Consider the following 19526-nt stretch of genomic DNA (forward strand, 5'->3'; position numbering starts at 1 on the left):
CGCTGCGGGCCGTGCCCCGGCGGGCCTGGCGGCGGCCGACGGCCTGCGCCGGCCGTGGCCGACAGCCGGTTCCCAGTGTCGTGGAGGACGGTCGGAGTCCGGTGTTGTGGCGGACTGTCAGCGACCAGTGGCCGGTGATCGATGTCGTGGCCGGCGGCCCCCGGCCGTGTCGGGCCTGGCGGCGGCCGACGGCCGGTGCCCGGTGCCGTGGCGGACGGCCAGCGGCCGGTGAACGGTGTCGTTGTCGGCGGCCGGTGCCCGGTGTCGTGGTCGGCGGCCCCCGGCCGTGTCGGTCGCCGTGTCGGCCGGGGGGTCGGCGCAGGGGAAGGATGGGCCGGTTGCCGTGCGGCTACTCCTCGGTCGCCTTCTCCTCCGCCTGCCCGTCCTCGGTCGCTGCGGCCTCGGCCGGTCCGGGCTCCGGGGCGGCCGAGGGCTTCTCCGGGTGCTCGGGGAGTTCCGCGGCCAGCGCGGCGGCGTTCTGGACCAGGGGAAGGGCCAGCAGCGCGCCCGTGCCCTCGCCGACGCGCACGCCGTGGTTCACGAGCGGTTCCAGGGCCATCCGGTCCAGGGCCTTGGCCTGGCCCGGCTCGCCGCTGTCGTGACCGGCCAGCCACCAGTCCGGCGCCCGGAACGCCACCCGCTGCGCCACCAGCGCGCAGGCCGCCGACACCACGCCGTCCAGGATCACCGGCAGCTTCCGCACCGCGCACTGCAACAGGAACCCCGTCATCGCGGCGAGATCGGCGCCGCCCACCGTGGCCAGCAACTGCAACTGGTCCCCGAGCACGGGCCGGGCCCGGCGCAGCGCGTCCCGGATCGCCGCGCACTTGCGCATCCACGCCAGGTCGTCGATCGGCTCGCCGCCGCGCCCCGTCACCACCGACGCGTCCGTCCCGCACAGCGCGGCGATCAGTACGGCGGCCGGCGTGGTCCCGCCGACGCTGACATCACCCAGCACCACCAGGTCCGTACCGGAGTCGGCCTCCTCGTCGGCCACCGCCACACCCGCCCGGAAGGCCGCCTCCGCCTCCTCCAGGGTCAGCGCGTCCTCGACATCGACGCGCCCGCTGCCGCGCCGCACCCGGTGCCGTACGACATCCTCGGGCAGCGACTCGGGCGCGCAGTCCAGTGCCATGTCGACCACCCGCACCGGCACGCCGAGCCGCCGGGCCAGCACGGACACCGGCCGGCCGCCGTCCAGTACCGCCCGTACCAGCCGCTCGGCACTGCCCGCGGGGTGGACCGACACGCCCAGTTCCGCGACGCCGTGGTCGCCGGCGAACAGCACCGCCTTCGGCCGTTCGACCGGCCGCACCGCCACGGCGGCCTGCGCCGAGGCCAGCCACTCACCCAGGTCGTCCAGGCGGCCCAGCGCGCCGGGCGGCACGATCTGACGCTCCCGGCGCGCCTCGGCGTCACGGCGCACGCCGCCGTCCGGGCGCTCGATCAGATCGGTGAAGTCGTCGAGATTCAGCGAGCTCATTCGCTGAACAGTACCGGCCCCGATTGCACCGGGCGGCGCCACATCGCCACCACACCCGTACGGCGTCTTTCCGGCCAAGATCCGGATCCCATACGTTCCCTTTGCAGCGACTTGTTCTCACAGTGACCCACCGGGAGCCGCCCATGCCGCCCCTGCCGTACGCCCCGGGGTTCTACGACCCGCGCCGCCTCGCCTACGCCGCCGAACTCGCCCAGGGCACCGGCCGTTTCCAGGAGCCGCCGCGCGCGGACTGCCCCTGGTGCGGCTCCCGGCGGCTGCGCACCCGGCTGCGCGCGCCGGACCTGCTCCAGCACAAGCCGGGCACGTTCGCGGTCGACGAGTGCCGCGACTGCGGCCACGCCTTCCAGAACCCCCGGCTCACGGCGGCCGGACTGGCCTTCTACCACCGGGACTTCGACGAGGCCCGCGCAGAAGGCCTCGCGGGACTCGCGGGACTCGCGGACCCGGTGCTCACGGCCCGCCGCGGCCGCCGCCGGCACCGCTGCGACGCCCGCCTGATGAGCCACCTGGGGGAGCCGGAGAGCTGGCTGGACGTCGGCACGGGCCACGGCCACTTCCCCGGGGCGGCGCAGGAGGTGTTCCCGTACACCGCCTTCGACGGCCTCGACCCCACCCAGCGCGTGGAGCGGGCCCGCGAGCAGGGGCGGGTCGAGGAGGCCCACGTCGGGCACCTGACCGACCCGCACATCGCGGAGCGGCTGCGCGGACGCTACGACGTGGTCAGCGTCTTCCACCATCTGGCCCATGTGCCGGACCCCCGTGCGGAGTTGCGGGCCGCCCTCACCGCACTGCGCCCCGGCGGGCACCTGCTGATCGAACTGCCCGATCCGCACTGCCTGTCCGCCCGGCTGCTGGGCCGGTGGTGGCTGCCGCACGGTCAGCCGCGCCATCTGCACCTGCTGCCGCTGGACAACCTCCGCGCGGAACTGGAGTCCCAGGGCTGCGCCGTCGTCGTCACCGACCGCCGCGCCCCGCACCGGCCCAACGACCTCTCGGCGGCCGCCGCCCTGCTCCTCGCCCATGTGCTGCCCGCCGCCGACGCCCCCTGGATCGACATCCCGCCCACCGGCCTCCAGCACACCCTGCGCAGCGCCCTGACCGCCCTCACCGGCCCCCTGGTGAAGGCGGTGGCGCTCCTGGACCTGCTCCTCTCGCCCCTCTTCCGCCGCGCCCCCGGCCTCTCCAACACCTACCGCGTCGTCGCCCGCCGGGCCCCGTGCTGACGCCGGCCGGTCGTCCGTCCGGCCCGCCGCCCGGACCGGGTCAGCCGCGCAGCAGCAGCGCCTGGCCGGCCACCACCAGCAGGACGTGTTCGCACTCCGCGGCGAACGCGGCGTTCAGGCGGCCGAGTTCGTCGCGGTAGCGGCGGCCGGAGGCGGTGGCGGGGACGATGCCGGAGCCGACCTCGTTGGAGACCGCCACCACGGTGCGCCGGGTGGTGCGCAGGGCGCCGGTCAGGGCGGTCACCCGTTCGCGCAGGGCGCGTTCGCCGCCGCCCGCCCACTCGGCGTCGTCCCAGGCGCCGACGGAGTCCATCGCGTCCGTCAGCCACAGCGAGAGGCAGTCGACGAGCAGTGGCGGGCCGTCCTGCGCGAGCAGCGGCACCAGGTCGCACGTCTCGGTCGTGCGCCACGAACCCGGCCGCCGCTCCCGGTGCGCCGCCACCCGGTCCGCCCACTCGGTGTCCCCGCCGCGGGTGCCGCCGGTGGCCACGTACAGCACGCCGGGGAAGCTCTCCAGCCGCCGCTCGGCCTCCACCGACTTGCCCGAACGCGCCCCGCCGAGCACCAGCGTGCGCCGGGGAACGTCCGGTACGTCCGATGCACGCGCCCCGACCGTCAGCGTCGTACCGTCCGGCACGGACCGCGCCCCCGCCGCCGCGAGCCGCCGGCGCAGCTCGTCACCCGGCGGCACGTCGTGGTCGAGGTGGACCGCGACGACGTCCGTGGCCGGCCCCACCGCGCCGACCGCCCGCAGCCTGGCCAACGCGTCGGGACGCCCCAGCACATCCGCCAGGAGCATGTCGTACGTCTCGGCGGAGCCCTCCTCCAGACCGGCCGGCGCGCCGCCCGGCGGCAGGTACAGCAGCCGCCGGCCGTCCGGGCCGGTCACCGCGTACCCGGTGCCGGGAGCGTCCAGCGCCACCGCCCGCACCCGGTGCCCGCTCGGCAGCGTCAGCTCCCGTCCGTCCGGCACCCGCCCCGGCTGCGGCAGCCCGGCCGGCACCTCGAGCGCCGGACCGTCGTGCGGGTGCGACAGCAGCACGTGCCCCACGCCGCCCAGCGAGCGCCCGGCCCTTGCCGCCGCGAACGCCGCGCCGGGGGTCAGGTCCAGCAGCAGCACCCCGTCCACGAGCAGCGCGGTCGCGGCCCGCGCGTCCGTGCCGAGCGCGGTCGCGCAGGCCGCGCAATGACAGTCGGGGCGGGGCAGGCCCGCGGGGGCACCGGTGCCGAGCAGAGTCACGTCCACGGACCCGATTTTCGCCTGCCGCCGCCGGTGGCGCGCATCCGGCCGGGGCCGGTCCGGCGGCGGGCGCGGAAAGCCGGCGCCCGCCGCCGGACCGTGGCGCGCATGCCGGATCCCGTGTCCTGGGCATGATCCACCGCACAGGCGGGAAGCTCGCGAGAGGCCCCAGTGCCCCGACAGGCAACGTCCGGACGCCGCTCCTTCACGGGCAAACGTTGCCCGCCGCGGCACTAGGCTGCGGGCAGAAGGCCGGACCGGGTCCGGCCCGCGCTGTGCAGTGTGCTCATACCAGGGAGGCGTACATGGCGGCATGGACGTGGCGGTTCGAGACGACCGACGGGACGGAGGTCCAGCCCGCGGTGCAGCCCGAGGAGTTCACCACGCAGGGCGACGCCGAGTCCTGGATCGGGGAGAACTGGAAGGCACTGGCCGACGGCGGCGCGGACCAGGTCCGGCTGTTCGAGGACGCCAAGGAGATCTACGGCCCGATGAGCCTGCACGCGGACGAGGCCTCGGCGTAGGCCCTGGGAGGCTCGGGCCCGGGCGGCCGCCGGTGGACGGCCGCCCCCCGCTCACTGCTCGCCCAGCGTCACGTCCACCGTCTTCCGGCTGTTGTCGCGCGAGTACGTCACCGTCGTCCGCTGCCCCGGCCGGTCGGCGGCGAGCGCCTCCGACAGCGAGGTGATGGTGGTGATGTTCCTGCCGCCGACCTTGGTGATGACGTCCCCGGACCGGATGCCCGCGCGCGCCGCGGCCCCGCCCGACTTCACGTCCACCACCGCCACCCCGGCGGGCTCGTAGTTCACGTCGACGACGGTGCGCGCCGTGATGCCGAGCGCGGCCCGGCCGGAGTCGACGACCTTGCCGTACCGCACGATCTGCCCGGCGATGGTCTTCACCGTGGACGCCGGGATCGCGAAGCCGATGCCGGGCGCCGCGCTGCCGCCGAGCTGCGGATCGGCGGCGGCGAGCGTCGGGATGCCGATGACCTGGCCGTTCAGGTTCACCAGCGCACCACCGCTGTTGCCCGGGTTGATCGCGGCCGATGTCTGCACCATGCCGGCGATCGTGGCCCCCGTGCCGCTGTCGCTCTGCCCCTCACTGACGGTGCGCCCGGTCGCCGACACGATCCCCTGGGTCACGCTCGACGACAGCCCCAGCGGTGAGCCCATGGCCAGGACGATCTGCCCGACCTCGACCTTCCCCGACTCGCCGAACGTCGCCGCCTTCAGCCCGTGGGGCACCCGGTCCAGCTTGACGACGGCGAGGTCCTGGTCCGGGTACGAGGAGACCAGCGTGGCCGTGAGCGACGCCTCGCTGTTCGCCGTGGTCACGCGGAACGTCTTCCCGGTCCCGACGACGTGCGCGTTGGTGACGATGTGCCCCTTGTCGTCGTACACGACCCCGGACCCGAGCTGGTTGCCGGACTGGATCTGCACGACCGAAGGCAGCGCCTTCTTGATCACCCGCAGGTAGTCGCTCTGCAGATCGTTCGCCGCGGTCGAAGCGGCCGGCCGCCGGACACCGGCGGGGTCGGGCCCACCGGAGGTGTCCGACCCGCTGGCCGCCGCCCGCGGGTCGGCCGCCGGGTGACACCCGGACAGCACCGCGGCACAGCAGACGAGCACGGCGAGCACAGCGACCGACCGCGAAGCACGGGTACGCACAGGAAAGACATCCATGCCCCGAGTCTCTCCACGCCCCGCACCCCCGGCTCCCGGGACGCACCCGAACGAGCGGCGAGCACGGCTGGCCGGCGGCAGGCCCGGATCGTCAGCCGCGTACCCCGCACAGATGCAGCAGTGCGGCCACCGCGCGGTAGGGGTCCGTGCGGCCGGCTCGTTCCTCCGCTGCCAGGAGGGTTTCCAGCGTCTCGGTGTCGGCCGGCGGCTCCGCGTCGTCCGCCGCCGTGTCCGTGAAGACCCGCACGCCGTACCAGGTGCGCAGCGGCGCCCCGATCCCGGCGAGGGTCGCCGTCAGGTGGGCGAGGCGGTCCGCCCGCACCTCGAGGCCCAGCCGGTTGCGGTACGCCGTCGTGTCGAACGCCGCCAGCGTCGTCGGCCACTCGCCGGACAGTCCCGGACGCAGCGCCAGAGCGTCGCCGTTGCGCACCAGCAGCGACAGCAGGCCGCCCGGCGCGAGCATCCGGGCCAGCCCCGCGAGCAGCGGGTCCGGCTCCTCGACGTACATCAGCACCCCGTGGCACAGCACCACGTCGAAGCTGCCCGGCAGGAAGTGCACGCCGGTGTCCTGGCCGTCGCCCTCGACGATCCGCATCCGGGCCCGGATGCCCTCCGGCTCGGCGGCCAGCGCGGCACGCGCCACGGAGATCATCGTCTGGTCCCGTTCGAGACCGGTGACCTGGTGCCCGGCCCGGGCCAGCCGCAGCGCCTGCGTGCCCTGGCCCATCCCCACGTCGAGCACGCGCAGCCGCTGCCCGACCGGGTACCGCCCGGCTATCTGCTCGTCGAGCTGCCGGGCCACCAGCTCCTGTCGTACGACGTCACGCAGCCCCCCCAGCTTGTTCAGCCAGGCGTCCGCGGCACCCTCGGAGAAAGCGGTCGCGCTCAGGGCCGCTCCCCGCGCTTGACCTGCGGCTTGGGCAGCCGGAGCCGGCGCATCTGGAGGGAGCGCATCAGGGCGTAGGCGACCGCGCCGCGCTTGTTCTGGTCGGGGAAGCGCTCACTCAGGCGCTTCCTCAGCCGGAAGCCGCTGACCGCCGAGTCCAGCACGATCAGGACGATCACCACGAGCCACAGCAGCAGCGCGATGTTCTGCAGCGCGGGCACCCGGACCATGCTCAGCACCAGGATGACCACGGCCATCGGCAGGAAGAACTCCGCGATGTTGAACCGTGAGTCGACGAAGTCCCGCGCGAACCGGCGCACCGGACCCTTGTCGCGGGCCGGCAGATAGCGCTCGTCGCCGCTGGCCAGCGCCTGGCGCTGCCGCTCCAACTGGACTCGGCGCTCCTCGCGCTGCCGCTTCGCGGCATCCTTGCGCGTCATCGACGTGTTGGCGACGCTGCGGCGCTGGGAGCGCGCCTCACTCCGCTTGGGTGTGGGGCGGCCCTTGGGGGCCTGCGGGTCGCGGGACTGCTTGGAGACGCTCACCGGTGCCTTGTCGGCGACCGGGGCCTTCTCTTCCTTGGCACGGCTACGGAACACAAAACCCAAGGGTACGGGCTTGACCCGCATGGACCCCAGTCCCGTGGGGAACGATCCGGCAACACCGATCGTCTGTAGGGGGACAAGGGGACGTCGCGACCACTGTCGGTCCGTCGCTCAGGGGGCAACCTCCTCCCTGCGCCGGAGCGGAAACGGACGCAGTCGTCCTTGGGGATGACCGTATCCGCTCCCGAACAGTGCGGTAATGGTCACAGGGCCCGTACTGTGGGTTCTGTCGCAGAGCTGTGAGCTGGAGTCCGTCAGAAGGGGGCGCGCGAAGCCCATGAGCGGTGTCATGAAGCGTATGGGGATGATCTTCCGCGCGAAGGCGAACAAGGCCCTTGACCGGGCCGAGGACCCGCGCGAGACCCTCGATTACTCGTACCAGAAGCAGTTGGAGCTGCTCCAGAAGGTGCGGCGCGGTGTCGCGGACGTGGCGACCAGCCGCAAGCGCCTCGAGCTCCAGCTGAACCAGCTGCAGCAGCAGTCCGGCAAGCTGGAGGACCAGGGCCGCAAGGCGCTCGCCCTCGGCCGTGAGGACCTGGCCCGCGAGGCGCTCTCGCGCCGCGCCGCGCTCCAGCAGCAGGTGACGGACCTCCAGACGCAGCACGCCACGCTCCAGGGCGAGGAGGAGAAGCTCACTCTGGCGGCCCAGCGCCTGCAGGCCAAGGTCGACGCCTTCCGTACGAAGAAGGAGACCATCAAGGCGACCTACACGGCGGCCCAGGCGCAGACCCGGATCGGCGAGGCGTTCTCCGGCATCTCCGAGGAGATGGGCGACGTCGGCCTGGCCATCCAGCGGGCCGAGGACAAGACCGCGCAGCTCCAGGCCCGGGCCGGCGCGATCGACGAGCTGCTCGCCTCCGGCGCCCTGGACGACCCGTCCGGTCTGGCCAAGGACGACATCCAGACCGAGCTGGACCGGCTCTCCGGTGGTACGGATGTGGAGCTGGAACTCCAGCGCATGAAGGCGGAGCTGGCTGGAGGGTCGTCCGGGGACCGGCAGGCGATCGAGGGCGGCGCGGGCGAGGGCCGGAACCAGCAGCAGCCGCAGGACACCCCCCGCTTCGACAAGCAGTAGCCGCGTCGAGGCAGCCAAGTCACCGACAGCCGGGGCCACGCCGAGGAGGGCGACATGATCGTACGGATCATGGGAGAGGGACAGGTGAGGCTGGCCGACGGCCACCTCGCCGACCTGAACAAGCTGGACGACGAACTCCTGGCCGAGATGGAGAAGGGCGACGGCCCCGGCTTCCGTCGCACCCTCGCGGCCCTGCTGTCCAGGGTCCGCGAACTGGGCGAGCCCGTGCCGGACGACTCCCTGGAGCCGTCCGACCTGATCCTCCCCTCCGCGGACGCCACCCTGGAAGAGGTCCGGGACCTGCTGAGCGACGACGGCCTCATCCCCGGGTGAGATCAGGCTGAGGCCGGGCGGGGCCCGGGGGAGGCCCGGGAGGTCCGGGTAAGGCCCCCCTCCGCGGCGGACGGCGCCGCGCCCTGCGTCGGACTCCGGCGTTCCCGCGTCGGGCGCCCCGTCCCCGTGCGGCGTGCCACCCCGTACCGTAGGCAGGCGTGACCACCCTCGATCGCGCCCGATGCCGGCTGAAGGCGCACCCCCTCGCACTGGACGCGGCCCTCGCGGCCGGTGTCCTCGTGTGCATGGTGGTCGGCTCCTTCGTGGGCCCGCGCGGCGACCACGTCGTCAGCTGGGGCGTGCGCAGGCCGGACCTGCTCAGCATGCTCCTCATGGTCCTCGGCGCCGCCGCCCTCGTCCTGCGCCGCCGCGCCCCCCGCGCCGTGCTCGCCGCCACCGGCACCATGTCCGTCGTCGAGTTCGTCACCGGGGACCCCCGCGCCCCCGTCGCCATGTCCGCCGTGGTCGCCCTCTTCACCGTCGCGGCCGCCACCGACCGCCTCACCGCCCTGCGCCTTGGCCTTGCCACCATGACCGTGCTGACCGGCGCCGCCATGCTCGCCGGGCCGATGCCCTGGTACGCGCAGGAGAACCTGGCGATCTTCGCCTGGACGGGGATGGCCGCCGCCGGCGGTGACGCCGTCCGCAGCCGCCGTGCCTTCGTGCACGCCATCAGGGAACGCGCCGAGCGCGCCGAGCGCACCCGTGAGGAGGAGGCCCGCCGCCGCGTCGCCGAGGAACGCCTGCGCATCGCGCGCGACCTGCACGACGTCGTCGCCCACCACATCGCCCTGGTCAATGTGCAGGCCGGGGTCGCGGCCCACGTCATGGACAAGCGGCCCGACCAGGCCAAGGAGGCCCTCGGGCACGTCCGGGAGGCCAGCCGCTCCGCGCTCGACGAACTGCGCGCCACCGTGGGCCTGCTCCGGCAGTCCGGCGACCCGGAGGCCCCCACGGAACCGGCCCCCGGCCTGGACCGCCTCGACGAGCTCGTCGGCACCTTCCGCAACGCCGGACTGCGCGTCGAGGTCGCCCGCGCCGACCACGGCACCACCCTGCCGGCCGCCGTGGACCTGGCCGCCTACCGGGTCATCCAGGAGGCCCTCACCAATGTGCACAAGCACGCGGGCACCCGGGCGAAGGCGGAGGTCAGCGTCGTACGCGTCGGACCGCACATCGAGATCACGGTCCTGGACGACGGGGCCGGCCGGACCGCGGGCACGCAGCCGGGCGGCGGACACGGGCTGCTGGGCATGCGCGAGCGGGTCACCGCCCTGGTCGGCACCCTCACCACCGGCCCCCGCTACGGCGGCGGTTTCCGCGTCCATGCGATCCTGCCGGTCGAGACCCGCACGCGCGCCCCGGGGGACCCCGTATGACGATCCGTGTCCTGCTCGCCGACGACCAGGCGCTGCTGCGCAGTGCCTTCCGGGTGCTTGTCGACTCCGAGCCGGACATGGAGGTGGTGGGGGAGGCGTCCGACGGCGAGGAGGCCGTACGGCTCGCCAAGGAGCAGCGGGCCGACGTGGTGCTCATGGACATCCGGATGCCCGGCACCGACGGCCTCGCGGCCACCCGCATGATCAGCGCCGACCCCTCCCTCGCCCAGGTGCACGTGGTCATCCTGACCACCTTCGAGGTGGACGACTACGTGGTGCGGTCGCTGCGCGCGGGCGCCAGCGGCTTCCTCGGCAAGGGCAGCGAACCCGAGGAACTGCTGAGCGCCATCCGGATCGCGGCGAAGGGGGACGCGCTGCTGTCCCCGGTGGCCACCAAGGGCCTGATCGCCCGCTTCCTCGCCCAGGGCGACGCTTCGGACGACGACCGAGACCGGACCCGCCCCACCCGGCTGGACGCGCTGACCGTGCGGGAGCGCGAGGTGCTCGTCCAGGTCGCCGGCGGCTGCTCCAACGACGAGATCGCCGAGCGCCTGGAGGTCAGTCCGCTGACCGTGAAGACCCATGTCAACCGGGCCATGGCCAAGCTCGGCGCCCGAGACCGGGCCCAACTCGTCGTCATCGCCTACGAGTCAGGACTGGTCCGTCCCAGGTCGCAGTGAGCGGCCCCCGCGGCCGCGCCCGGCCCGGTACGTCCAGGGGTGGAGCGCCGGGCACACCGCGTACTGCGCAGGGAGTAGGAGCCGCCGCGGAAATGGACCAGGGGGCTACGGATCCGCGTCCGCGCGTGCCCGAAGGTGTAGGGGTGGCGCTCCCTGTGTGCGCCCGTGCCGCCTGCCGCTCACAGAATAGAGACCCTGACCCATGTCCTGGCTGTCCAGATTCAGCCTCGCGCAACGAGCCCTGATCGGACTGATGTCGATCGTCGCGCTCGTCTTCGGCGCGATCGCGATACCCCAGCTCAAGCAGCAGCTCCTGCCCAGCATCGAGCTTCCCATCGTGTCCGTGCTGGCGCCCTACCAGGGCGCGTCCCCGGACGTCGTGGAGAAGCAGGTCGTCGAGCCCCTCGAGAACAGCATCAAGGCCGTCGACGGCATCACCGGCGTCACCTCCACGGCCAGCGAGGGCAACGCCGTGCTCATGGCGTCCTTCGACTACGGCAACAACACCAAGCAGCTCGTCGCCGACGTCCAGCAGGCCGTCAACCGGGCCCGCGCCCAGCTTCCGGGCGATGTCGAGCCGCAGGTGGTGGCCGGTTCCACCGACGACATGCCCACCGTCGTCCTCGCCGTCACCTCCGACAAGGACCAGCAGGCCCTGGCCGACCAGCTCGGCAAGGCGGTCGTACCGGAGCTGAAGAACATCGACGGCGTGGGCCAGGTCACCGTCGACGGCGTACGGGACCTCCAGGTCACCGTCACCCCGGACGACAAGAAGCTCGCCGCGGCCGGCCTCGGCTCCGCTGCCCTGAGCCAGGCCCTCCAGGCGGGCGGCGCCACCCTTCCGGCCGGTTCCTTCGACGAGGACGGCGCCAACCGCACCGTCCAGGTCGGCGGCGGCTTCACCTCGCTGAAGCAGATCCAGGACCTGATGGTGGCCGGTGAGGGCGCGGGCGCGAAGAAGCCGGTGCGGCTCGGCGACGTCGCCACCGTCAAGCAGGAGCCGGCCAAGAGCGACTCCATCACCCGTACGAACGGCAGGCCCAGCCTCGCCGTCGTCGTCACCATGGACCACGACGGCAGCGCGGTCGCCATCTCGAACGCCGTCGAGGACAAGCTGCCCGCCCTGCGCGACGCGCTCGGCTCCGGGGCGAAGATCACCGTGGTCAGCGACCAGGGCCCGGCCGTGGCCAAGGCCATCGACGGCCTGACCACCGAGGGCGCGCTCGGCCTGCTCTTCGCGGTCCTGGTCATCCTGGCCTTCCTGGCCTCGGTCCGCTCCACGCTCGTGACGGCGGTGTCGATCCCGCTCTCCGTGGTCCTCGCGCTGATCGTGCTGTGGACCCGCGACCTGTCGCTGAACATGCTGACGCTGGGCGCGCTGACCATCGCCATCGGCCGGGTCGTCGACGACTCGATCGTGGTCCTGGAGAACATCAAGCGCCATCTCGGCTACGGCGAGGAGCGCCGCGAGGCCATCCTCACCGCGGTGCGCGAGGTGGCCGGCGCGGTGACCTCCTCCACGCTCACCACGGTCGCCGTGTTCCTGCCGATCGGCCTGGTCGGCGGCATGGTGGGCGAGCTGTTCGGACCGTTCAGCCTCACCGTCACCGCGGCCCTGCTGGCCTCGCTGCTGGTGTCGCTGACGGTCGTGCCGGTGCTGTCGTACTGGTTCCTGCGCGCCCCGAAGGGCACGCCCGCCCAGGCCGAGGAGGCCCGCCGCCGGGCCGAGGAGAAGGAGGCCGCCAGCCGCCTCCAGCGCCTCTACGTCCCTGTCCTGCGCTTCGCCACCCGGCGGCGCCTGACCAGTGTGCTGATCGCGGTCGCCGTCCTGTTCGTCACCTTCGGCATGACCCCGCTGCTGAAGACGAACTTCTTCGACCCCGGCGACCAGAAGGTCCTCAGCATCAAGCAGCAGCTGAAGCCGGGCACCAGCCTGGCGGCGACGGACGCGGCGGCCCGCAAGGTCGAGCAGGAGCTCGCCGAGGTCGACGGGGTCAAGGACTACCAGGTCACGATCGGCTCCTCCGGCTTCATGGCGGCCTTCGGCGGCGGTACGGACACCAACCGGGCCTCCTACCAGGTGATGATCGACGACTCCGCGTCCGCCGACGACGTGCGGACCCGCATCGAGGACCGCCTGCACAAGCTGTCCGGCATCGGCACCACCACGATCGCGGCCGGCAGCGGCTTCGGCGACCAGGACCTGAAGGTGGTCGTCAAGGCGGGCGACTCCGGCGCGCTGCGTCAGGCCTCCGAGCAGGTCCGCACGGCGGTCGCCGGGCTGAAGGACGTCACCGACGTCACCAGCGACCTGTCGCAGAGCGTGCCGCGCATCTCGGTGCGGGCCAACGACAAGGCGGCGGCGGCCGGCTTCACCGACCAGAGCCTCGGCATGGCCGTCGCCCAGGCGGTCAAGGGCACCAACGCCGCCAAGGCGATGCTGGACGACACCGAGCGGAACGTCGTCATCCGGTCGGCGAAGTCGGCGACGACCCTGGACGAGCTGAAGAACCTGAGGCTCGGCCCCGTGAAGCTCGGCGACATCGCGACCGTCAAGCTGGTCGACGGACCGGTGTCGATGACCCGGATCGACGGTCAGCGGGCCGCCACGATCACGGCCAAGCCGACCGGTGACAACACCGGCGCGGTCAGCGCGAGCCTCCAGTCCAAGATCGACGCGCTGAAGCTGCCCGCGGGCGCGACGGCCGAGATCGGGGGCGTCACCTCCGACCAGAGCGACGCCTTCAAGAACCTGGGCCTGGCCATGCTGGCGGCGATCGCGATCGTCTTCATGCTGCTGGTCGCGACCTTCCGCTCGCTGGTCCAGCCGCTGATCCTGCTGGTCTCCATCCCGTTCGCGGCCACCGGCGCGCTCGGCCTGCTGATCCTCACGGGCACGCCGATGGGCGTCCCGGCGATGATCGGCATGCTGATGCTGATCGGCATCGTGGTGACCAACGCGATCGTGCTGATCGACCTCGTCAACCAGTACCGCGAGCAGGGCTACGGAATCGTCGAGGCCGTGGTGGAAGGCGGCCGCCACCGTCTGCGCCCGATCCTCATGACGGCCCTGGCCACGATCTTCGCTCTGCTCCCGATGGCCCTGGGCATCACCGGCGAGGGCGGCTTCATCGCCCAGCCGCTGGCCGTGGTCGTGATCGGCGGTCTGATCACCTCCACCCTGCTGACCCTGCTCCTGGTCCCGACGCTCTACGCCATGCTGGAACTCCGCAAGGAGCGCCGGGCGAAGAAGCGCGAGGCGAAGCGGGCCACGGCGCAGGAGAAGGTGCTGGAAACCGCCGGCGTGTAAGCACACCGCGTGAACAACGGCGAAGGCCCGGTCCACTGGACCGGGCCTTCGCCGTTTCGCGACCGCCGTGCGGTGGCCGGAGCCGCTACGGCAGCGCCAGCATGCGCTCCAGGGCGAGCTTGGCGTGGCCTTCCGTCTCCTTGTCCACCTGGATGCGGTTGACCAGGTTGCCCTCGGCGAGGGACTCCAGGGCCCAGACCAGGTGGGGCAGGTCGATGCGGTTCATCGTGGAGCAGAAGCAGACCGTCTTGTCGAGGAAGACGATCTCCTTGTCCTCGGAGGCGTAACGGTTCGCCAGCCTCCGTACCAGGTTCAGCTCCGTGCCGATGGCCCACTTGGAGCCGGCCGGCGCGGCGTCGAGCTTGTTGATGATGTACTCGGTCGACCCGACGTAGTCCGCCGCGGCCACGACCTCGTGCCTGCACTCGGGGTGCACCAGCACGTTCACCTCGGGGATCCGCTCGCGGACGTCGTTGACCGAGTCCAGGCTGAAGCGGCCGTGCACCGAGCAGTGCCCCCGCCACAGGATCATCTTCGCCGCTCGCAGCTCCTCGGCGGTGAGCCCGCCGTTCGGCTTGTGCGGGTTGTAGACGACGCAGTCGTGCAGCGACATGCCCATGTCCCGTACGGCGGTGTTCCGGCCCAGATGCTGGTCGGGCAGGAACAGGACCTTCTCGCCCTGCTCAAAGGCCCACTCCAGCGCCCGCTCGGCGTTCGACGACGTGCAGATCGTGCCGCCGTGCTTGCCCGTGAAGGCCTTGATGTCGGCGGAGGAGTTCATGTACGACACCGGGACGACCTGGTCGGCGATCCCGGCCTCGGTGAGCACGTCCCAGCACTCGGCGACCTGCTCGGCCGTGGCCATGTCGGCCATGGAGCAGCCGGCCGCCAGGTCCGGCAGGACCACCTTCTGCTCGTCGGACGTCAGGATGTCCGCGGACTCGGCCATGAAGTGCACACCGCAGAACACGATGTACTCGGCCTCCGGGCGCGCGGCCGCCTCCCGGGCCAGCTTGAAGGAGTCGCCCGTGACGTCGGCGAACTGGATGACCTCGTCGCGCTGGTAGTGGTGGCCGAGCACGAAGACCTTGCTGCCGAGCTTCTCCTTGGCCGTGCGGGCCCGGGCCACCAGGTCCGGGTCGGACGGGGCGGGCAGGTCACCGGGGCACTCGACACCGCGCTCGCTCCTCGGGTCGGCCTCGCGGCCGAGGAGCAGGAGGGCGAGCGGCGTCGGCTGGACGTCGAGGTCCTGGGTCTGGGCGGTGGTCACGACACGCACCCTTTCTACTTTTCGTCGAACTGACGCTATATATCATAGCCGCTTCACGTCACTTTGACGATGTCCATAGTGTCCATGTGACGTGAATCCCGGCCTCAGGTCCGCATTCCCACTCGTGTGCGAGCATGAAGAGGACGAGCCTGGAGAAGAGAAAAAGCACGCGCCCGGCCCGGAATGATTCCGCGGCCTTGCCGGTTGCACTCGTCGGCAAGCAGTCTCCGTACAACCCGGGAGAGATGTAGATGTCCGTATCGGACGAGACCACCACCGTCACCGACGGCATCATCCTGACCGACGCCGCCGCGTCCAAGGTCAAGGCCCTGCTCGACCAGGAAGGCCGTGACGATCTCGCCCTGCGTGTCGCCGTCCAGCCCGGCGGCTGCTCCGGCCTGCGCTACCAGCTCTTCTTCGACGAGCGTTCCCTCGACGGCGACGTGGAGAAGGACTTCGACGGGGTCAAGGTCGTCACCGACCGCATGAGCGCCCCCTACCTGGGCGGCGCCACCATCGACTTCGTGGACACCATCGAGAAGCAGGGCTTCACGATCGACAACCCGAACGCGACCGGTTCCTGCGCCTGCGGCGACTCCTTCAGCTGATCGGGGCACGGTAGGACACGGAAGGCGGCGGACCCGTTCACGGGTCCGCCGCCTTCCTGTTCCCCCCGTTCTTCCTGTCCTCCCGAAGGCGTCAGCGGGTGAGCGAGGGCGCCTTCGGCAGCCGCGCTCCCGGCCGCTCCAGGGGGATCGCCTGCCCGTCCGGGCCGACCACCTCGCGGTCGCCGAGCGGCCGGTCCAGGTGCACGGTGCGCCGGTACTCCTCGGCGATCATGATGCAGACCGTGTCCGGCCACGCGGTCTCGGTCACCGTGACCGTCACCCGGCCGGAGCTCTCCCGCGCCGACGCCCGGTAGTCGGCGCACACCCCGCCCTCGAAGCGGACGGTCAGCTCCTCGCCCTCGGTGCGGTAGCCGGTCACCTTCACGGTGTGCGTGACCGGGGCGCCGTCCGAGCCCCTCGGCGCCGGACTCGTCCGCCGCTGCTGCCCGGAGGGCGGCGGGGTCGAGGTCAGGTACTCCGGTGCGACGGCCGGGTACGCCACCGTGGAACCGGCGTCCTGCCCGGCCGGCGCCTTCACCTCGAACAGCCAGGACGGGACGAGCGTCTGCTGCCCCCCGGAGGAGTGCGCGGCCAGACCGAAGACGGCCTTGCCGATGGTGACGGCGTTGTCCGGGGCGGGGGAGTCCGCCGCCCCGCACGGTGCCTCCAGGCGGTCCTTGTGCGGTACGGGAGTGGCGCAGCCGCCGATGCCCATGCGGTGGCCGGCCCGCGGGACCCTGTTCATCAGGTCCAGCGTCTCGCGCGCGCTCAGCACGGGGTAGGTGTCGCCCTTCACCGGCGCCTTGAGCTGACCGCTGCCGCCGGCCACCTCGCCCTGCCGGTCGATGTTCAGGCCGGTCGTCCAGCCGTACGTGGGCAGCCCGCCGACCCGTGGATCGGCGTTGACGACCCGGAGCTCACCCATGGTCTGGGTGGCGTCCGCCTTGGCGTCGTCCTGCCCCAGGGCCTTGAGCACCGGGGCCGCCGCCTTCAGTGCCGCCGCCGTGTTCACCGGGACGGCGGACGGGTCCGCCGGGTGATGCATGCACAGGGCGCCCTTGCAGTCGTCGGAGCCCGGCGCGTTCCGGCTGAACGTCCAGGCACCCGGCGCCTTCCGCTCGACACGGAGGGCCGGCCCGGAACCGTCCTTCCCGGACCCGACCCGCCACGCCTCGGCGTCGGCCACCGGCGTCCCGTCGACGCCGAGCGCCTCGGCGAGCCGGGCCACCTCGTCCCGGGTGACCTCGCCCCGCGCCCGGTACACCGGCGCCGAGCCGGGTCCGTCGGGCAGCGGGCCCACGACCCGGTACGTCGTGCCGTACGGGTTGGGCTCACCGGGCGCGATTCCGTTCGTACCGCCGGAGCCGGGGGCGGTGTAGCCGTCGAGGACGAGCGGCCGCGGCGTGCCGTGCCCGCCGGACGCCGCCGTATGCCCCCCGGGATCCGCGGCGAGCACGGCCCCGCCCCCGCCCACCAGCAACACGGCGGCGGCCACCGACGCGATCACCACAGGCGACCGCCCCCGCCTGCCCCCGGCTCGGCCCGCACCGTCCGGGGCCCCGGTGACATCCGGAACTCGCGGAATCCGCGGGACTCCGGCGCCCTGCGGGCCCTCCGGGCCGCCGACCTCCTGGGAGACCTCCTGAACCTCCGGGGCTTTCGGAGTCACCGGAACCCGCGGGGTCACCCCCTCCGGGACCCCACCCGCCGACCCGGCTGGGGCCTCGACCTCAGACTCAGTGCGCCCCGCGGGCCTGGACCCGCCGCCGAAACCGGCCCGGACTTCCCGCCCGGCCTCGGCCCCGGCCCCGCGTCCCGCTTCGTCTTCGGGTCCGGTCTGGTTCTTGGGGTCGGCCTCGTTCGTGGGCTGGGCGTGAGCTTGGGTCTTGGACTGGACGTGGGAGCCGGTTCGGGTTTCGCCTGCGGCGTCAGCATGGGCGGCGGGCCGCGCTTCGGCTTCCGGTCGGGTCTGGTTCTTGGGGTCGGCCTCGTTCGCGGGCTCGTCGTGAGCCTCGGGCTTGGACCGGACACCGGAACCGGACCGGGCTTCGCCCCCGGACTCGGCCCGAACCTGGGGCCCCGCGTCGGCCCCGGGCCTGGCCTTGTCCTCGGACCTGGGTTCAGACGGGGCTCCGGATGGGGCCCCGGATGGGGATCCGGCCCCGTCCTCGGACGCGGACCGGCCCTTGGGCTCGAAACGAGTCCCAGACTGGGGTCCGGCCTCGGACTCGGGCCCAGCCCCCGGATGGGTCTCGGTGTCGGGCTCGGGTCGTTCCTCGGGCGCGGAGCGGGTCCCGGGCGCGGCCTGGTCCTCGGGCCCGGGCCGGGCATCGGACCGGGTTTCCGGGGCCGAGGCCTCCGGCCCGGGCTCCTTTCCCCGGTTCCGGGATTCCTCGGCGGTGTCCCGGGACTCGTTGTCGTGGTCGGGTCGCTCGGTGTCCACCGCATCGCTCCTTCGCCTGCACAGGTGCTGTTCCACGTCGTAGCCCGCATCCCCCGGGTGGGGGACGGCGATGGGACGCGGTGGGGGAGCGCGCGGTTCCCTGCCGTACGCCGGTCGGGTCACGGCCGTACACCGGCCGGGGCGCGGGCGGTGGAGCGCCGGCCCGGTCGGGTGCCGTCAGGCGAGGGCATCCGTGGGGATATGGCGGGCGCGGCCCCGGCGCGACGAGCGGCGGCGTGGGCAGCGACCGCAGGAGCGGGTAGCGTGAACTGTCAATCCCCCCTGACTCCAGGAGCGTCCACGCCGTGCGCATCGCAGTCACCGGCTCCATCGCCACCGACCACCTCATGACCTTCCCCGGCCGATTCGCCGACCAGCTCGTCGCGGATCAGCTGCACACGGTCTCGCTCTCCTTCCTGGTCGACCAGCTGGACGTCCGGCGCGGCGGAGTCGGCGCCAACATCGCCTTCGGCATGGGCCAGCTCGGCACCCGGCCGGTCCTGGTCGGCGCCGCCGGACCCGACTTCGGCGAGTACCGGGCCTGGCTGGACCGGCACGGCGTCGACACCTCCTCGGTCCGCATCTCCGAGACCCTGCACACCGCCCGCTTCGTGTGCACCACGGACGCCGACCACAACCAGATCGGCTCCTTCTACACGGGCGCGATGAGCGAGGCCCGCCTCATCGAGCTCAAGACCGTCGCCGACCGCGTCGGCGGTCTCGACCTGGTCCTGATCGGCGCGGACGACCCGGAGGCGATGCTCCGGCACACCGAGGAGTGCCGCTCGCGCACCATCCCGTTCGCCGCCGACTTCTCCCAGCAGATCGCCCGGATGAACGGCGACGAGATCCGGATACTGCTTGACGGGGCGACGTACCTGTTCTCCAACGAGTACGAGAAGGGCCTCATCGAGTCCAAGACCGGCTGGAGCGACGCCGAGATCCTCGACCGCGTCGGCCACCGGGTCACCACCCTCGGCTCGCGCGGCGTCCGCATCGAGCGCGCCGGCGCCGACCCGGTCGAGGTCGGCTGCCCGGACGAGGAGCGCAAGGCCGACCCGACGGGCGTCGGCGACGCCTTCCGCGCCGGGTTCCTCTCGGGCCTCGCCTGGGGCGTCTCCCTGGAGCGCGCCGCCCAGGTCGGCTGCATGCTGGCCACGCTGGTGATCGAGACCGTGGGCACCCAGGAGTACCAGCTTCGCCGCGCCCACTTCATGGAGCGCTTCACCAAGGCCTACGGCGACGACGCGGCCCGCGAGGTCCGCACCCACCTCGCCTGACGGGG

At 72.9% G+C, this 19526-nt stretch carries 16 protein-coding genes; 9 read left to right on the forward strand and 7 right to left on the reverse strand.

Annotated features, from left to right (window positions below; translation table 11 throughout):
• Nucleotides 1-349 precede the first annotated feature (349 nt).
• Entirely contained in the window at nucleotides 350-1483 is a 1134-nt protein-coding gene (gene cobT, locus ACIOWN_RS01975; RefSeq protein ID WP_362349175.1) for a nicotinate-nucleotide--dimethylbenzimidazole phosphoribosyltransferase, read from the reverse strand.
• Nucleotides 1484-1626: 143 nt separating this feature from the next.
• Here cobT and ACIOWN_RS01980 point away from each other — a divergent pair, with 143 nt between their 5' ends.
• Entirely contained in the window at nucleotides 1627-2727 is a 1101-nt protein-coding gene (locus ACIOWN_RS01980; RefSeq protein ID WP_362349177.1) for a class I SAM-dependent methyltransferase, read from the forward strand.
• 40 nt (nucleotides 2728-2767) lie between these two features.
• Here ACIOWN_RS01980 and ACIOWN_RS01985 read toward each other — a convergent pair whose 3' ends face one another.
• Nucleotides 2768-3973, reverse strand: a complete 1206-nt coding sequence (locus ACIOWN_RS01985; RefSeq protein WP_362349178.1) for a bifunctional adenosylcobinamide kinase/adenosylcobinamide-phosphate guanylyltransferase — start codon at nucleotides 3971-3973, stop codon at nucleotides 2768-2770.
• Nucleotides 3974-4272: 299 nt separating this feature from the next.
• On the opposite strand from ACIOWN_RS01985, the gene ACIOWN_RS01990 reads away from it, so the two are divergent.
• Nucleotides 4273-4491 carry a hypothetical protein gene (locus ACIOWN_RS01990; protein WP_100572282.1) on the forward strand — a complete coding sequence of 73 codons (219 nt, stop codon included), beginning with the start codon at nucleotides 4273-4275 and terminating at the stop codon, nucleotides 4489-4491.
• A gap of 51 nt (nucleotides 4492-4542) precedes the next feature.
• Here the strand turns inward: ACIOWN_RS01990 and ACIOWN_RS01995 are convergent, their stop codons facing one another.
• From ACIOWN_RS01995 to ACIOWN_RS02005, 3 genes are all read right to left on the reverse strand, one after another.
• Entirely contained in the window at nucleotides 4543-5652 is a 1110-nt protein-coding gene (locus ACIOWN_RS01995) for a trypsin-like peptidase domain-containing protein (RefSeq protein WP_362349179.1), read from the reverse strand.
• Between the two features lie 91 nt (nucleotides 5653-5743).
• The gene (locus ACIOWN_RS02000; RefSeq protein ID WP_401979815.1) at nucleotides 5744-6454 is read right to left on the reverse strand and encodes a class I SAM-dependent methyltransferase; all 711 of its coding nucleotides are present in this window, start codon (nucleotides 6452-6454) and stop codon (nucleotides 5744-5746) included.
• 83 nt (nucleotides 6455-6537) lie between these two features.
• A complete protein-coding gene (locus tag ACIOWN_RS02005) occupies nucleotides 6538-7137 on the reverse strand; it encodes a DUF3043 domain-containing protein (RefSeq protein ID WP_362349183.1) in 600 nt (199 codons plus the stop codon).
• A 295-nt stretch (nucleotides 7138-7432) separates the two neighbouring features.
• On the opposite strand from ACIOWN_RS02005, the gene ACIOWN_RS02010 reads away from it, so the two are divergent.
• From ACIOWN_RS02010 to ACIOWN_RS02030, 5 genes are all read left to right on the forward strand, one after another.
• Nucleotides 7433-8218 (forward strand): PspA/IM30 family protein, encoded by a 786-nt coding sequence (locus ACIOWN_RS02010; RefSeq protein WP_362349184.1) that lies wholly within the window; start codon nucleotides 7433-7435, stop codon nucleotides 8216-8218.
• Between the two features lie 54 nt (nucleotides 8219-8272).
• Complete coding sequence (locus ACIOWN_RS02015; protein WP_100572286.1) at nucleotides 8273-8551, forward strand: hypothetical protein; 279 nt, start codon at nucleotides 8273-8275, stop codon at nucleotides 8549-8551.
• 158 nt (nucleotides 8552-8709) lie between these two features.
• Complete coding sequence (locus ACIOWN_RS02020; protein ID WP_362349186.1) at nucleotides 8710-9930, forward strand: sensor histidine kinase; 1221 nt, start codon at nucleotides 8710-8712, stop codon at nucleotides 9928-9930.
• Nucleotides 9927-10610, forward strand: a complete 684-nt coding sequence (locus ACIOWN_RS02025; protein ID WP_362349188.1) for a response regulator transcription factor — start codon at nucleotides 9927-9929, stop codon at nucleotides 10608-10610. Before ACIOWN_RS02020 ends, ACIOWN_RS02025 begins: the two co-directional genes overlap by 4 nt.
• A 202-nt stretch (nucleotides 10611-10812) precedes the next feature.
• Complete coding sequence (locus tag ACIOWN_RS02030; protein WP_401979820.1) at nucleotides 10813-13920, forward strand: efflux RND transporter permease subunit; 3108 nt, start codon at nucleotides 10813-10815, stop codon at nucleotides 13918-13920.
• 85 nt (nucleotides 13921-14005) lie between these two features.
• On the opposite strand, the gene nadA is transcribed toward ACIOWN_RS02030, so the two are convergent.
• A complete protein-coding gene (gene nadA, locus ACIOWN_RS02035) occupies nucleotides 14006-15190 on the reverse strand; it encodes a quinolinate synthase NadA (protein WP_401979823.1) in 1185 nt (394 codons plus the stop codon).
• A gap of 251 nt (nucleotides 15191-15441) precedes the next feature.
• On the opposite strand from nadA, the gene erpA reads away from it, so the two are divergent.
• Nucleotides 15442-15798 (forward strand): iron-sulfur cluster insertion protein ErpA, encoded by a 357-nt coding sequence (gene erpA / locus ACIOWN_RS02040; protein WP_100572291.1) that lies wholly within the window; start codon nucleotides 15442-15444, stop codon nucleotides 15796-15798.
• Between the two features lie 91 nt (nucleotides 15799-15889).
• Here the strand turns inward: erpA and ACIOWN_RS02045 are convergent, their stop codons facing one another.
• Nucleotides 15890-17293: a hypothetical protein gene (locus ACIOWN_RS02045; RefSeq protein ID WP_362349194.1), complete on the reverse strand. Its 1404-nt coding sequence runs from the start codon at nucleotides 17291-17293 to the stop codon at nucleotides 15890-15892.
• 1253 nt (nucleotides 17294-18546) lie between these two features.
• Between ACIOWN_RS02045 and ACIOWN_RS02050 the strand changes: the two genes are divergently transcribed.
• Nucleotides 18547-19521, forward strand: a complete 975-nt coding sequence (locus ACIOWN_RS02050; protein WP_362349195.1) for a carbohydrate kinase family protein — start codon at nucleotides 18547-18549, stop codon at nucleotides 19519-19521.
• Nucleotides 19522-19526 lie beyond the last annotated feature (5 nt).

Source organism: Streptomyces sp. NPDC087787, from assembly GCF_044743035.1.
GTDB lineage: Bacteria > Actinomycetota > Actinomycetes > Streptomycetales > Streptomycetaceae > Streptomyces.